Origin of the sequence: Kineococcus xinjiangensis (genome assembly GCF_002934625.1) — a bacterium.
Classification (GTDB): domain Bacteria; phylum Actinomycetota; class Actinomycetes; order Actinomycetales; family Kineococcaceae; genus Kineococcus_A; species Kineococcus_A xinjiangensis.
The window spans coordinates 96358-110896 of sequence record NZ_PTJD01000006.1 but is presented as its reverse complement, the minus strand read 5'-3'; the positions used below and the strand labels follow the sequence as shown (position 1 = coordinate 110896).

General features: G+C 76.9%; 12 protein-coding genes. 4 read left to right on the top strand and 8 right to left on the bottom strand.

Going from position 1 to position 14539, the window contains the following annotated elements; translation table 11 throughout:
• Nucleotides 1-25 precede the first annotated feature (25 nt).
• Nucleotides 26-1375 (top strand): class II 3-deoxy-7-phosphoheptulonate synthase, encoded by a 1350-nt coding sequence (locus CLV92_RS09935; protein ID WP_104432660.1) that lies wholly within the window; start codon nucleotides 26-28, stop codon nucleotides 1373-1375.
• A 112-nt stretch (nucleotides 1376-1487) separates the two neighbouring features.
• Here CLV92_RS09935 and pknB read toward each other — a convergent pair whose 3' ends face one another.
• Complete coding sequence (pknB, locus tag CLV92_RS09930) at nucleotides 1488-3404, bottom strand: Stk1 family PASTA domain-containing Ser/Thr kinase (protein WP_104432659.1); 1917 nt, start codon at nucleotides 3402-3404, stop codon at nucleotides 1488-1490.
• 96 nt (nucleotides 3405-3500) lie between these two features.
• A complete protein-coding gene (locus tag CLV92_RS09925) occupies nucleotides 3501-4865 on the bottom strand; it encodes a lytic transglycosylase (protein ID WP_211291021.1) in 1365 nt (454 codons plus the stop codon).
• A gap of 235 nt (nucleotides 4866-5100) precedes the next feature.
• Here CLV92_RS09925 and CLV92_RS09920 point away from each other — a divergent pair, with 235 nt between their 5' ends.
• Nucleotides 5101-5493 carry an Rv2175c family DNA-binding protein gene (locus CLV92_RS09920; protein ID WP_104432658.1) on the top strand — a complete coding sequence of 131 codons (393 nt, stop codon included), beginning with the start codon at nucleotides 5101-5103 and terminating at the stop codon, nucleotides 5491-5493.
• A 17-nt stretch (nucleotides 5494-5510) separates the two neighbouring features.
• Here CLV92_RS09920 and CLV92_RS09915 read toward each other — a convergent pair whose 3' ends face one another.
• Genes CLV92_RS09915 through CLV92_RS09905 form a run of 3 tightly spaced genes read right to left on the bottom strand, consistent with a single transcriptional unit; the run spans nucleotide 5511 to nucleotide 9186 of the window.
• Nucleotides 5511-6485, bottom strand: a complete 975-nt coding sequence (locus tag CLV92_RS09915; protein ID WP_104432657.1) for a squalene/phytoene synthase family protein — start codon at nucleotides 6483-6485, stop codon at nucleotides 5511-5513.
• A gap of 56 nt (nucleotides 6486-6541) precedes the next feature.
• The gene (gene crtI / locus CLV92_RS09910) at nucleotides 6542-8092 is read right to left on the bottom strand and encodes a phytoene desaturase family protein (RefSeq protein WP_245886664.1); all 1551 of its coding nucleotides are present in this window, start codon (nucleotides 8090-8092) and stop codon (nucleotides 6542-6544) included.
• Entirely contained in the window at nucleotides 8089-9186 is a 1098-nt protein-coding gene (locus CLV92_RS09905; protein ID WP_245886663.1) for a polyprenyl synthetase family protein, read from the bottom strand. Before CLV92_RS09905 ends, crtI begins: the two co-directional genes overlap by 4 nt.
• A gap of 58 nt (nucleotides 9187-9244) precedes the next feature.
• Between CLV92_RS09905 and CLV92_RS09900 the strand changes: the two genes are divergently transcribed.
• Nucleotides 9245-9901, top strand: coding sequence for a CDP-alcohol phosphatidyltransferase family protein (locus tag CLV92_RS09900; RefSeq protein WP_104432656.1), 657 nt, complete (start codon nucleotides 9245-9247; stop codon nucleotides 9899-9901).
• A gap of 79 nt (nucleotides 9902-9980) precedes the next feature.
• On the opposite strand, the gene CLV92_RS09895 is transcribed toward CLV92_RS09900, so the two are convergent.
• The 3 genes from CLV92_RS09895 to CLV92_RS09885 form a co-directional block, all read right to left on the bottom strand.
• A complete protein-coding gene (locus CLV92_RS09895) occupies nucleotides 9981-11447 on the bottom strand; it encodes a phytoene desaturase family protein (RefSeq protein WP_104432655.1) in 1467 nt (488 codons plus the stop codon).
• Nucleotides 11448-11547: 100 nt separating this feature from the next.
• Entirely contained in the window at nucleotides 11548-12687 is a 1140-nt protein-coding gene (locus CLV92_RS09890) for a glycosyltransferase family 2 protein (protein WP_245886661.1), read from the bottom strand.
• Nucleotides 12684-13484 carry a carotenoid biosynthesis protein gene (locus CLV92_RS09885; protein ID WP_104432803.1) on the bottom strand — a complete coding sequence of 267 codons (801 nt, stop codon included), beginning with the start codon at nucleotides 13482-13484 and terminating at the stop codon, nucleotides 12684-12686. Before CLV92_RS09885 ends, CLV92_RS09890 begins: the two co-directional genes overlap by 4 nt.
• A gap of 90 nt (nucleotides 13485-13574) precedes the next feature.
• Here CLV92_RS09885 and CLV92_RS09880 point away from each other — a divergent pair, with 90 nt between their 5' ends.
• A complete protein-coding gene (locus tag CLV92_RS09880) occupies nucleotides 13575-14516 on the top strand; it encodes a diacylglycerol/lipid kinase family protein (RefSeq protein ID WP_158257186.1) in 942 nt (313 codons plus the stop codon).
• The last annotated feature ends 23 nt before the right edge of the window (nucleotides 14517-14539 follow it).

Below are 14539 nucleotides of genomic sequence, written 5' to 3'. Positions count from 1 at the left end.
GCGGCGCGGGTGTCAGACTTGCCCCGTGAGCACGCTAGGAACCGCCGCCCCGCCGGCGCCGATCCAGTGGCCGGACCTGCCGGCCGCCCAGCAGCCCGAGTGGCCCGATCCGGTCGCCCTCGACGAGGTCCGGGCCGAGCTCGCCTCCTATCCTCCGCTCGTCTTCGCGGGTGAGTGCGACGAACTGCGCACCCAGCTCGCGGCGGCGGGGCGGGGCGAGGCGTTCCTGCTGCAGGGCGGTGACTGCGCGGAGACCTTCGCGGCGGCCACCGCCGACGGGATCCGCCGCCGCCTGAAGACGATGCTGCAGATGGCGGCCGTCCTCACGTACGGGGCGGGGCTGCCGGTCGTGAAGATGGGCCGGATGGCGGGGCAGTTCGCCAAGCCCCGCAGCAGCGGCACCGAGACCCGCGACGGGGTGACCCTGCCCGCCTACCGCGGGGACGCCGTCAACGACTACGCGTTCACGCCCGAGGCGCGCATCCCCGACCCCAGGCGGCTGCTGCGGGCCTACCACACCTCCAGCGCCACGCTGAACCTGATCCGCGCGTTCACCACCGGTGGCTTCGCGGACCTGCGCCAGGTGCACGAGTGGAACCGGGGCTTCGCCGCCAACGCCGCCAACGCCCGCTACGAGGCGCTGGCCCGCGACATCGACAAGGCGATGCGGTTCATGGCCGCCTGCGGCACGGACTTCGAGGCGCTGCGCAGGGTGCAGTTCTGGGCCAGCCACGAGGCGCTGCTGCTGGACTACGAGCGTCCCCTCACCCGCATCGACTCCCGCACCCAGACGCCCTACGACGTCTCGGGGCACTTCGTCTGGATCGGCGAGCGCAGCCGCCAGACCGACGGCGCGCACCTGGACTTCGCGGCCCGCATCCGCAACCCCCTCGGGGTGAAGCTCGGCCCGAAGACCTCCCCGGACGACGCCCTGGAGATCGTCGAGCGCCTCAACCCGGACAACGAGCCCGGCCGCCTCAGCTTCATCACGCGCATGGGCGCCGGGGCGATCCGCGACGTGCTGCCGGACCTGGTGCGCAAGGTCACCGAGTCCGGGGCGGCCGTCACCTGGGTCTGCGACCCGATGCACGGCAACGGCATGACGTCGGCGAGCGGGTACAAGACCCGCCGCTTCGACGACATCGTCGACGAGGTCCGCGGCTTCTTCGAGGTCCACGCGGCGCTGGGCACGGTGCCGGGCGGACTGCACATCGAGCTCACCGGCGACGACGTCACCGAGTGCCTCGGCGGGGCCATGGACATCGACGACGCCGGCCTGGCGCACCGCTACGAGTCGTTGTGCGACCCGCGGCTGAACCACCAGCAGTCGCTGGAGCTGGCCTTCCTCGCCGCGGAGATGCTCTCCCAGCGCTGAGCCGCCGCGGACGCCGGCCACGGCGGACGCGAGAGGGCCCCGGCCGCTTCGTGCGGCCGGGGCCCTCTCGCGTGCGGAGCCCCCCGCGTCCGGCGGGGTCGCTCCGGCGGGGTCACACCACGAGCAAGTTCACCACGGAGCCCTTGGGGATGCTGGTGCCCGCCGACGGGGTGGCCTGGCGGACGGTGCCGAAGATGCCGCCGTAGGCCCGCTCGACCTTCACCTGGAACCCGAGGCCCTTCAGCAGCGCCTCTGCCTCCCGCAGCTGCATGCCCTGCACCTCGGGGACCTTCACCAGCGGCGGGCCGAGGGAGACGGTCAGGCGCACCGGGTCGCCGCGGAAGAGGGTGCCGCCGTTCGGCTCCTGGCCGAGCACGGCGCCCTTCGGGACGGTCTCGCTGTGCTCCTCGCCGGCGCGCTCGGGCGTGAGGCCGGCCTCCTCGAGGGTGGCGGCGGCCTCCTCGTACGGGGTGCCGACGAGGGCAGGGACCTCGATGGGCCGGGGGCCGTCGCTGACGACGAGGTCGACGGGCGTGCCGCGGCGGTGCTGCGTGCCGGGCTCCAGGCTGCTGGAGATCACCCGGCCCTCCTCGACGTCCTCGGAGAACTCCCGGCGGACCTCCCCGACGGCGAGGTCCGCCTCCTGCAGCATCCGATCCGCGTCCTCCTGCGTCTCCTCGACGACCGCCGGCACCGCGAACAGCTCGGGGCCCTTGGACAGCACCAGGGTGACGGTGCCCTCCTTGCGGACGCGGCGACCCTCGCCGGGGTCGGTGCTGATGACGGTGTCCGGTGCGGCGGTGTCGTGGAACTCCTGCTCGACCTCCGCCTGCAGTCCGGCCGCCGTCAGGATCTGGCGCGCCTCCGGCTCGGTGCGCCCCACCAGGCCGGTGGGGGTGTCGGTGTAGGCGCCGGGGCCGGCGCCGAAGAACCACACCACCGACCCGGCCAGCGCGAGCGTCAGCACGAGCGCCACCATGGCGATCATGCCGCCGCGGCGGGTGCGCCCGCCGGGGCCGTAGCCGATCTCCGTCGGGTCGGCCGGGCGCACGGGCGCCGGAGCGACGGGTGCCGCCCCGGTGCCGTCGTCGGGGACCAGCGGGATGCGCATCGTGGAGCCGGCGACGACCGGGATGGCCTCCGTCAGCGGCTCCGAGCGCTGCGACAGCCCCGAGGGGTCCATGCGGTGGTGCACCGCCCGGACCTCCTCCAGGAAGCGGCCGGCGTCGGCGGGGCGGTCGTCGGGGTCCTTGGCGGTGGCCCGGGCGACCAGCCCGTCCAGCTCCACCGGCAGACCGGGGACCAGCGACGAGGGCGCGGGCACGTCGTCGTAGACGTGGCGGTAGGCGAGGTTGACGGGCACGTCGCCGGTGAAGGGCGGGCGGCCCGTGAGCATCTCGAAGAGGAGAACCCCGACGGCGTAGACGTCGCTGCGGGCGTCGGCGATGCCCCGGGCCACCCGCTCCGGGGCCAGGTACTCCGCGGTGCCGATGAGCTCCGTGGCGCCGGTCATGGCGGTCGTGGCGGCGGCGGCGGAGCGCGCCAGGCCGAAGTCCGCGACCTTGATGCGCCCGTGCTCGCCGACGAGGACGTTGGCCGGCTTCACGTCGCGGTGCACGATGCCCTTGGCGTGCGCCTCGGCCAGCGCGTCGAGGACGGCCTCCAGGACCGTGAGGGCCTCGCCGGGCGTCAGGCTGCCCTTCTCTGCGACGGCGTCGCGCAGGGTGCGCCCCGGCACGAGCTCCATCACGAGGTAGGCGATCTCCCCGTCGGTGCCCTGGTCGAGGACGCTGACCACGTTGGGGTGGGCCAGGCGGGCCGCGGCCTTGGCCTCGCGCACGAAGCGCTGGCGCGCCTCCGCGTCGTGGGCGAGGTCGCTGCGCAGCACCTTCAGCGCCACCTCGCGCTCGAGGCGGTCGTCCTCGGCGCGGTAGACCACGCCCATGCCGCCGCGGCCGATGCGCGACAGGACCTGGTAGCGGGAGTCGATGCGTCGGCCGACGAGCGGGTCGGACAGGGTGGCGTCCATCCGGTGGAGTCTAGGCAGCCCGCGGGCCGCTGCCGTGCAGCGCCGTGCCGGGCGTCGCGCAGAGCCCGGCACGGCGGAGGATCACGGCGGCGGGGATCAGCTGAAGCGGGCCCGCAGCGTCTGCACGTTCGCCACGTAGCGGCGGGTGTCGTCGTACATGCCCCGGGCGCGCACGGAGGCGTTGCCCTGGTAGTAGGACGCGATGGCGATGTCGTCGGGGTTGTTGCGCGTCAGGTGGCGCAGGATCGCGACCCCGGCGGTGGCGTTGTCCTCGGCGTCGAAGAGGTCGAGGTGGCGACCGACGAGCTGGGAGGCCCACTCGCCCGAGGTCGGGATGACCTGCATGGCGCCGATGGCGTTGGCGTAGGAGACGGCGCGCATGTTGAAGCCGGACTCCTGGTGCGCGATGGCGAGCGCCAGGGCGGGGTCCAGCCCCTGCCGCAGCGCCTCCCGCCGCACGATCTCCCGCATCGCCTTGCGGCTGGGGACCTGCTGGCGGGCGAGGTGGGCGCGGTTGGCGGCCGCGGCCTCCGCCACGGAGCCCGCGCGCACGGGGGCCACCGCGGCGGGCTTGGCGCCTGCGCGGCGCGCTGCGCCCTCGGGGATGGTGAGGACCTGGCCCTCGCGGATGAAGCCGCGGGCGTCGAGGCCGTTGGCCTCGCGCAGGGCCTTGACGGTGCTGCCGGTGCGCCCGGCGATCCCCGACAGGGTCTCCCCGGCGCGCACGGTGTGAGTGGCCGCGGAGGGGGCCGGCGCGGCGGGTGCGCCGGCTCCGGCCGGCAGGGTGAGGACCTGGCCCTCGCGGATGAAGCCGCGGGCGTCGAGGCCGTTGGCCTCCCGCAGGGCCTCGACGGTGGTGCCGGTGCGCACGGCGATGTGGGAGAGCGTCTCCCCGGCGCTGACCGGGTAGGTGGCCGGCGCGGCAGGGGCGGCCGCCGCGGCGGCCGGGACGGTGAGGACCTGGCCCTCGCGGATGAAGCCGCGGGCGTCGAGGCCGTTGGCCTCGCGCAGGGCCTTGACGGTGGTGCCGGTGCGCGCGGCGATGTGGGAGAGCGTCTCGCCGGCGACGACGGTGTGCCGGGCGCCCGCCGGCGCGGCTGCGGGCACGGCGGCGGTGGGCAGGGCGAGGCCGGGGAGGGTGACCGTCGGCAGCGCCGAGGCGGGCGGAGCGGTCGCGGGGGCCACCGCGGGCACGGCGGCGGAGGCGGGTGCGGGCATCACGCCCGGCGCGGCCGCACCGACGAGCGCGGCGAGCAGCCAGGGGCTGCGGGCGCGGGCCTCGCGAGCGCCGGAGCGCTGCTGCTCGGGCTCCTGTCCGGCGGGAGGCCGCCGCTTCCCGGTCTGCGGCGGCGTCTGCGGCTCGGTGGTGGGCTCGAGGGGCATGGCGCTGGTGTCCTCCGCTGACGGGTCGAGGCTGCTGGACCGGTGGTGCTCGTCGGGCTCGGCACGGGTGGTGGGCACGGGTGGTGCTGCTGGGCACGGTGGTGCTGGTGCGTGCTCCCGCGGCCCGGCGAACCTACCCGATGCCCGCGGACGCCACGCGGTAGCGCCGCGCGGCGCGCCGGTGCCGATGTGAGCGTTCCCCGGCCGTTCCCCGCGCCGCGACCGCCCGCTCGCCGCCGTCCGTCCCCGGGTGCGCGCATGGCGGGGGGACGGCAGGTGCGACCGGCGGCTCCGGTCGTGGCAGGCTTGAGGGGTGGTGGCACCGCAGCGCGCAGAGATCGCCTCAGAGCAGGGCGACGAGATCCTCGACCTGGTGGGCGAGTGGCTCACCGTCCCCGACGCCGGGGAGCAGATGGGCTCCGACGCCCGGGCCGTCCGGCAGATGCTCCAGGAGCGGCAGCTCCTCGCCGTCCGCCTCGGGGAGCGCCGCGTCGTGCACGTGCCGGCGGCCTTCATCACCGAGACGGGGCCGCTGCCGGCCCTGCGCGGCACGCTCACCGTCCTCGCCGACTCCGGCCTCTCCGACGTGGAGACGCTGCGCTGGCTGTTCACGCCGGACGAGACCATCCCGGGCAGCCCCGTCGACGCGCTCCGCGCCGGGCACAAGACGGAGATCCGCCGCCGCGCGCAGGCGCTGCTGCTCTGACCGCTGCGGCCGGGGCGTCACGCCGGGGCGCTCACCCAGCGCGCCTGCTCCCGCCGCGCCCGCACCGCGCGCACCAGCGCGGGCCCGGCCACGGCGACGCGGCGCGCCGGCCCCACCGACACGCGGCGGTCCAGCACGCAGTACCCGGACCGCTCCACGGCGCCGAGGATCCCGCCGTACAGGTCGAATGCGGTGCGCACGCAGTCCCGGCTCGTGGGGTGCAGCATCGCGATGCCGGGCTCCGCGCGCCGGTACAGCTCCCGGGTGCGGGCGACCTCGAAGGCGAGCAGGTCGCGCACCGGGCCCGGCACGGTGCCCTCGCGCTGCGCGGCGAGCAGGTCCTCGCGGGTCACGCCGTGGGCGTCGAGGTCCTCCTGCGGCAGGTAGACCCGCCCGCGGTGCAGGTCCTCGCCGACGTCGCGGATGAAGTTCGACATCTGGAACGCCTCGCCCAGCAGCCCGGCGGGTTCCGCGGCCTCGGGGGTCAGCGGCTCCAGCAGCGGCAGCATCTGCAGGCCGATCACCGACGCGGAGCCGTACATGTACTCCCGCAGGTCCGCGTACGTCGCGTAGCCGGTGGTCGTGATGTCCATCCGCATGGACGCGAGGAACGCCTCCACGTGCACGCGGGGGATCCGCCAGCGGCGCATGGTGGCGGCCATGGCGCGGCCCACCGGGTCCGGGGGGTCGCCGCTGTCCAGGCCGCGCAGGAACTGCCCGCCCCAGTCGAGCAGCGCCTGCGGGTCCGGGTGCTCCAGCGAGTCGACGAACTCGTCGGCGTAGCGGGCGAAGCCGTACAGCGCCCACACGTAGGGCCGCTTCGCCGCGGGCAGCAGCAGCGTCGCCAGGTAGTAGGTGCGGCCGTGCTCGGCGTGCAGCCGGCGGCACTGCTCGAACGCGGCCCGCAGCCGGGGGTCGCGCAGTTGCGGGTCGGTCGCGGCGGCGGCGTCGAGGTCCGCGGCGTGGTTCAGCACTGCCCTCACGGGCGACATCCTGCCGTGGCGGCCGGGGCGGGGCGCCCCGCCCTCCCTCAGCGCCGGGCCCTTCCTCAGCGCCACGCCCGCGAGCGGTAGGCGCGGTCGCGGCCGGTGACGCGCTCGGCGGCCAGGCGCCCCGACACCAGCACCATCGGCACCCCGACGCCCGGCTGGGTCCCCGAGCCGGTGAGGACGACGTTCTCCCCCCACAGGTTGCCGGGCCGGAACGGACCCGTCTGCCGGAAGGAGTGCGACGCGGCGAACGGGGCGCCCATTGCCATCCCGCGGCGCTCCCAGTCCAGCGGGGTGGTGACGTGCTCCACCTCGATCGCGTCGCCGAAGCCGGGGTAGCCGCGCTCGGCCAGCGTCGTCAGCACGTGCTCCCGGTAGCGCGGGGCGATGCGCTGCCAGTCGATCGGGGCGCCCGTGTGCGGGGTGGGGAACAGCACGTAGTAGATGTGCCGCCCGGGCGGCGCCAGCGACGGGTCCGACGCCGTGGGCCGGCTGACCAGCAGCGACGGGTCGCTCATGAGCCTGCCCGACAGCAGCTCGTCGAAGACGCCCCGCCACGACTGCCCGAAGTGGATGGAGTGGTGCACGGGGTCGGGGTAGTCGGCGCTGGAACCGGCCAGCAGCAGGTAGCAGGAGGGGGAGTAGTCCAGCCGGCGCAGGTTCCAGGAGTCGCGCCCGAGCAGCTCCCGGTGCGCCACGGGCAGGTCCGCGTTCAGCACCACCACGTCGGCCGGGATGCGCCGCCCGTCGGCGGTGTGCACCGCGCTGGCGCGCCCGCCGGAGTGCTCCACGCGCACCACCTCGGTGCCGTAGGAGAACTCCACCCCGTGCTTGGCCGCGGCCTCCGCCATCGCCCGCGGCAGCGCGTGCATGCCCCCGCGGGGGAAGAACACCCCGGCGACGGAGTCCATGTAGGCGATGACCGCGTAGAGGGCCAGGGCGTCGTAGGGGGACAGCCCCGCGTACATCGCCTGGAAGGAGAACATCTTCTGGGTGCGGTCGTCCTTGAGGAACCGCGCCACCTCCGGCGCGAGCTTCGAGAAGCCCCGCGCCTTGACCAGCCGCAGCAGGTTCGGGGTCAGCAGGTCCAGCGGGGTGTCGATGTTGCGGTCGATGAAGTCGCGCAGCTCGTAGCGGTACAGGTCGGAGACGTGGTCGACGAAGCGCAGGTAGCCCTCGGCCTCGCCCTGCCCGCACAGCGCGGCGATGTTGGCGGCGGTGACGCCGACGTCGGCGGAGACGTCCAGGGACGAGCCGTCGGCGTAGTGGCCGCGGTAGAGGGGGTCGACCGGGTCGAGGTCGAGGAAGTCGGTCATCTCCTCGCCGAGCGCGTCGAAGCAGTCGGCGATGAGGTCCGGCATGGTGAGCACGGTGGGGCCGGTGTCGAAGCGGTACTCGCCCTCCGGGGTGGTGCTGGTGACCAGGCCGGCGCGCCCGCCGGGGACGTCCTCCCGCTCCAGCACCGTGACGCGCCGGCCCGCCCCGGCCAGGCGCATCGCCGTCGACAGCCCCGCGAGCCCCGCCCCGACCACGACGACGTGCTCGGTGGGGCCGGAGACGGTGCGCACCCGCCCGGGCAGCCAGTCCGCAGCGCGCGAGAGCCGGCTCACGACTGCCGCGCCGTGGCCGCGACCAGCAGCTCGTGCAGGGCGGTGCGGGTGGTGTCGTCGACGTCGGCGGCCTCCAGCGCGTCGCACGCCTCCTGCACCAGCGCCTCGATGCGCCGCTCGACGTCGGCGGCGGCACCCGTGTCCACCAGGACGCCCCGCAGCCGCTCCACGCCGTCACGGTCGAGGTCGGGGTCCCCGAGGAGCTCGTCCACCACGGCCGCCTGCGACGGCGTGGCCTCCTGCAGCGCCAGGGCCACCAGGACGGTGCGCTTGCCCTCGCGCAGGTCGTCGCCGGCGGGCTTGCCCGTGACCCCGGGGTCGCCGAACGTGCCGAGGACGTCGTCGCGGAGCTGGAAGGCCTCGCCGAGCGCCAGGCCGATCGTCGAGTACGACGCCAGCAGCTCCTCGCCGGCGCCGGCGAGCCGCCCGCCGAGGAGGAGGGGGTGCTCCATGCTGTACTTCGCGCTCTTGAACCGCACGACGCGCCGGGCCCGCTCGACCGCACCGGCGGGGTCCGCCCCGGCGGCCGAGGCCTGCTCCAGCACGTCGAGGTACTGCCCGCCCATGAGCTGGGTGCGCATCAGCGAGAACACCGACCGGGCCCGCGCGATCGCCTCGGCGGGCAGGCGTGCGGTGGAGAACAGCTCGTCGCTCCAGCCGAGGCACAGGTCGCCGCTGAGCACGGCGCCCGCGAGGCCGAAGCGCTCGGCGCCGCCGGACCAGCCGGAGCCGCTGTGCAGCGCGGCGAAGCGGCGGTGCGACGAGGGCAGCCCCCGCCGGGTGTCGGAGTCGTCCATCAGGTCGTCGTGGATGAGGGCGGCCGCCTGGAACAGCTCCAGGGCCGCCCCGACGTCGACGATCCCGTCGCCGTCGGCACCGCCGGCGCCGCGGTAGCCCCAGTAGCAGAACGCCGGGCGCAGCCGCTTGCCGCCGCGCAGCAGGTCACGGATGCCGTCGAGGAGGTCGGCGCACTCGGGCGCCACCTCGGCCAGCACCTGCGCCTGCGCCGCGAGGAAGTCGTCGAGCGCCGCCTGCACGCGGCTCGGCAGGCGGACCGCCGCTGAGGCGGGGGAGGCGGTGGAGGTGGGAGCCACGCCCGCACTGTAGGTGCGGCCCGCAGGCCCGGCGAGCGCTGCCCCCTAACCTGCGGGCGTGAGGCGCGACACGTTCCTGCGGAGGTGGTCGCAGCTGCACGGGGGCGCCGCGGCCACGGGCCTCGTGCGCTGGTGGCTCGGCGGCGTGCACGCGCTGGCCTCGCCGCTGGCGGGGGCGGGGGTGGCGCCGGCGGTGCTGACGCTGCTGGGCCTGGCGGCGGCGGTGTCGGCGGTGGCCGCGGGCGCCGCGGGCGGCGGGTGGCTGGCGGGCGCGGCGGCGCTGGTGGTGCTGGCGGGGGTGCTGGACTCCCTCGACGGGGCGGTGGCGGTGCTGTCGGAGCGGACCAGCCGGGCCGGTGCGGTCCTCGACGCCGTCTGCGACCGGCTGGGGGACGCCGCGTGCGCGGTGCTGCTGTGGGTCCTCGGCGCTCCCGCGCTGCTGCTGCTGGTGGGGGCGGGCAGCTCCCAGGTGCAGGAGTACGCCCGTGCCCGCGCGCAGGCGGAGGGGGTGCGCGAGGTGGGGGTGGTCAGCGTCTGCGAGCGCCCGGTGCGCCTGGCGCTGGCCGCTGCGGCGCCGGCGGCGGTGCTGGCGCGGCCGGACCTGCGCGAGCCGCTGCTGCTGGCGGCCGCGGGGGCGTGGGCGCTGCTGGGGGTGGTGGCGCTGGGGCAGGTGCTCGTGGCGCTGCGGCGGGGGCTGCGCGGCGCCGGCTCGTGATCCCGTCGGCGTCGACGGATGCGGCACCGCAACGCCCCATCCGTCGACGCCGACGGGATCACGCCGCCGGGCGACCGGGTCACGCGCGCCCGACGAGCTCCGTCACGATGCGGGCGGACAGCCCCACCAGCGGCAGGCCGCCGCCGGGGTGCGCGGAGCCGCCGACGAGGAACAGCCCCGGCACGGGGGAGCGGTTGGCGGGACGCAGGAACGCCGCGCGCGCCCCGTCGCTGGAGCTGCCGTAGATCGCACCGCCGTCGCTGCGGGTGTCGCGCTCCAGGTCGGCGGGGGTGCGGACCTCCCGCCACAGCAGGCGGTCCCGCACGTCGAGGCCCCGGGCGGCCATCACGTCGAGGACCCGGTCGGCCTGCGCGGCGGCGACGCCGGGCGCGGTCCAGTCGGTGCCGCGCCCGGGGTCGTGGGCGGGCGCGTTGACGAGGACGAACCACGCCTCGCAGTCGTCGTGCGGGCGCAGCGCGGGGTCGTCGGGAGCGGAGACGTAGACGGTGGGGTCGGCAACGGGGCGCCCCGCGGCGAGGTCGTCGAACTCCGCGTCGTAGTCGGCGGGGAACAGCACCGTGTGGTGCCGCAGGCCGGGCGTGCGGCCACGCAGCGCGAGCAGCAGCACCAGGCCGGAGCTGGAGCGCCGCCGCGGGGAGGGCCGCAGCCGCGGGCGGGGCAGCAGGTCGCGGTAGAGGTGGGTGGCGTCCACGGCGGAGACCACGACGTCAGCGGGCAGGCGCTCCCCGTCGCCCAGGCGCACCCCGGCGACCCGACCGCCGCTGGTGAGGACCTCCGCGACGTCCGCGCCGGTGCGCAGCCGGGCCCCGCGCTCCAGCGCCCGCTCGGCGATCGCCGTGCCGAGCCGGTGCAGGCCACCGCGCACGTACCAGCCGCCGAAGGACTGCTCCACGAACGGCACGGTCGCCAGCGCTGCGGGGGCCCGGCGCGGGTCGGAGCCGGAGTAGGTGGCGTAGCGGTCCAGCAGCGTGCGCAACCGGGGGTCGTGCAGGTGCTGCCGCCCGAGGGAGCGCAGGCTGCGCCAGGGCGCCACCGTCCGCACGGCGTCGAGGTCGCGGGCCAGCCGCAGCAGCGTGCGGGGGCCGTCGAGGGGGTTCTCCAGGAACGGCTCGCGGCTGACGTCCCAGATCCGCCCGGCCCGCTGCAGCAGCGCCGACCACTGCGCCCCGGCACCGGGCCCGAGTGCCTCGTCCATGGCGGCGGCGACCCGCGGCAGCGTCGCGCCGGGGACGTCGAGGCGGGTGCCGTCGCCGAAGCGGTAGGAGCACAGCGTCTCCAGCGGCACCAGGTCCAGCACTGACTCCAGGGGGGCGCCGGTCTTGAGGAACAGGTCGCGCTGGATCGCGGGCAGCGTCAGCAGGGACGGACCGGTGTCGAAGGCGAAGCCGTCCCGGCCGAACCGGCCGAGCTTGCCGCCCACGTCGTCGGCCTGCTCGCAGACGGTCACGTCGTGACCCAGCGCCGCCAGCCGCGCCGCGGCCGACAGGCCACCCAGCCCCGCCCCGACCACCACCACCCGCGCCACGGGCGGGAACCCTACGCGGGCGCCCGCAGTCGAGCGCGCGGCACCGCCCCTCAATCGAGCGCGCGGCCCCGCCCCTCAGCCGAGCGCGCGGCCCCGCCCCTCAGCCGAGCGCGCGGCCCCGCCACGACAGCGTGCCGCGGGCGCGCCCCACCCAGGAGTCGGCCAGCAGGCCCAGCAGCAGCGCGACCGAGACCGGGTGGGCCAGGACGTCGGGCAGCACCCGGGCACCGGTGCGCCGCGCCGTCAGGGCCCGCCCCGCCACGGCCGCCGCGTACCCCAGCGCCCCGGCCCGCGAGCCGGCCAGGGCAGCCAGCGGCGGCACGACGTAGGCGGTGGCGAGGAGGGCGGCCGCGGCGGCCGAGCCGGCGGGGGACCCGAACGCCGACCACAGCGACTTGCCGTAACCGTGGCGCAGCTCCGCCCAGCCGGTGTACATCCGGCAGGTGGCCAGGTCGGTGCCGTCGGCCATGCCGCCGCGCCCGCCCGCCGCCTTCACCGCCCGCACCAGGGCGATGTCGTCGAGCACCTCCCCGGCGACCGCGGCGTGCCCCCCGGCGCGGCGGTAGGCGGCGGCGTCGACGAGCAGCAGCTGCCCGTTGGCCGCCGACAGCGACGGGCGCCGCGAGGTCTCCGCCGTCCGCAGCGGCAGGGTCGTCAGCCACGACCACTGCAGCAGCGGCTGCACGAGGCGCTCTGCGGCGGTCGCGGCGACCTGGCGGGGGTAGGGGCTGACGAGGTCCAGGGGCCGGCCGCCGTCACCGCCGCGCAGGAGGTGGACGGCCGCGGCGAGGGCGTGCGGGGCGCACACGACGTCCGCGTCGACGAAGGCGAGGACGTCGCCGCCGGCCGCCGCGGCGAGCTGCGCGCAGGCGTGCGGCTTGCCCAGCCACCCGGGCGGCGGCGGTGCGCCGCGGAGCAGCCGGACCCGGGGGTCGCCGGCCGCGACGGCGAGCACGACCGCGGCGGTGCCGTCCGTGGAGCCGTCGTCGCAGACGAGCACCTCCATCCGCGGCACGCCCGTCTGCGCCAGCAGCGCCCGCAGGCACGGGGTGACGCGCGCCGCCTCGTCCCGCACGGGCAGCAGCACGCTGACGGCTTCGGCGCACTCCGGTGGCGCGTCGGCCGGGGTGCGCAGCAGGCGGGCGTTGCGGGCGCTGTGCACGGTCAGCGCCGCGGACAGCAGCGCGCCGGCGCGGGTCCAGCCGCGGCAGAGCGCGCGCAGCCGGTGCGCGGACCTCACCCCCGCCGCCGGCGCAAGCGCCACAGGTAGGGCGCCACCGTCAGCCCCATGGCGGCACCGCCGTAGGCGGCGACGACCGGGCGGCGGAAGAAGACCGCGTTGCCGAGCGCGGAGCCGAGCCAGGTCCAGCCGAGCAGGGTGGCGGGCACGGCGGGGGAGGCGTCCGCCCGGTCCGGGGGGAGGACCCGGTCCAGCGCGGCCGTCATGAGCAGCGACACCAGCAGCCAGCCCGCGTAGTTGCTCAGCGGGATGCCGGGCACACCGGGCAGGGCGGGGGTGGGGTTGTCGAAGCGCCAGTGCCCCGCGGCGGTCATCTGCGGGTCCAGGAAGAGGTCCCAGCTCGCCAGCGTCCACGCCGCGGCCCCCGCGGTGGCGGCCCGGCGCAGCCGCGGGCCGGGCACGGCCTGCGCGAGGATCCGGCCGAGGTGGACGCTCGGCACGGCGAGCATCGTCCAGGCCAGCGGCACCACCACGGGGACGTCGGCGACCTGGGGCCCGAGGGTGCCGGCGTAGCGGTAGGGGCCGAAGGGCCGGCCGGTGCGGGTGCCCACGACCTCGGCGGCCAGCCCGGTGCCGCCCGCCGCCAGGAGCGCCGCCGCCGCCGCGCGCGGAGCCGTCCGGCAGGCGAGGTCGGTGAGGGCGGCCCCGGCGAAGAGGGCGACGGAGGCGGTCGTCGCCCGGTGCAGCGCCCGGCCGCGCAGCAGGGGGTAGGCGACCTGGCTGAGGACGGCGGCGCCGCAGAGGGCCGCGGGCAGCGGTGCGCGCGTCCCGCGGCGGGCGGGACGGGGCAGCGGCACGCGCGCCACTGTAGGACGCGGTCCCCCGCCCGGCGGTGCGGGCCGCACCGGCGCTGTCGGGCGCCCGGCGGTGGCTGGGATGCTGCGGGGGTGCAGACCGATGCCTCCTCCGCCCACCAGGGCACCGCTGCGCCGTCGGGCGTGCGCGTCGTCGTCAACGCCGCCGCGGGCCGGGCGTGCGCCGAGGTCGTCAAGCGCGTCGTGGTGGAGATCGGCAGGGCGGCGCCGGTGGAGCTGTGCGCCACGGCCGGCCTCGCCGACCTGCGCGAGGTGCTGCTGAGCGCCGAGGGGCGCCGGCTGGTGCTGCTCGGCGGGGACGGTTCCGTGCACGCCGCCCTGCAGGAGCTGCACCGGGCGGGGGCGGCGCGGGAGGTCGGGCCGATGGGCCTGGTCCCGCTGGGCACGGGCAACGACCTGGCCCGGTCGCTCAAGCTGCCGCTGGACCCGGTGGCGGCGGCGCGGGTCGCGGTGGGAGGGCGGGCGCGCGACGTGGAGCTGCTCGTCGCGGACACCGGGCACGTCACGGTCAACACCGCCCACGTCGGCATCGGCGCGGCGGCGGCCGCGGCCGCGATGGCGTTCAAGCGCCGGCTCGGGCCGCTGGCCTACCCGGTGGGGGCGGTGATCGCCGGGGCCCGCCCGCACGCCGGCTTCCACCTGCGGGTCGAGGTGGACGGGCGGGTGGAGGCCGACGGGGAGGACTCGGTGCTCATGGTGGGCGTGGGCCTGGGCGGCACGATCGGCGGCGGGGTGCCGCTGGTGCCCGGGGCGGACCCGCACGACGGCAACGCCGACGTCGTCATCGCCGGCTCGACGGGCCCGGTCGCCCGTGTCGGGTACGCCGTCGGCCTCCGCAACGGCCTGCACGTGGCGCGGCGGGACGTGCGGACCGTCCAGGGCCGCACGGTGGAGATCACCGCGGTGCGCGGGCGGCCCTTCCAGGTCAACTCCGACGGTGAGATCTCGCCGCCGCTGACGCACGTGCGCTGGACGATGGAACCCGCCGCGTGGCAGGTGCTCTGCCCGGCCTGAGCCTCCTCGCCGGTTCCGCGGAC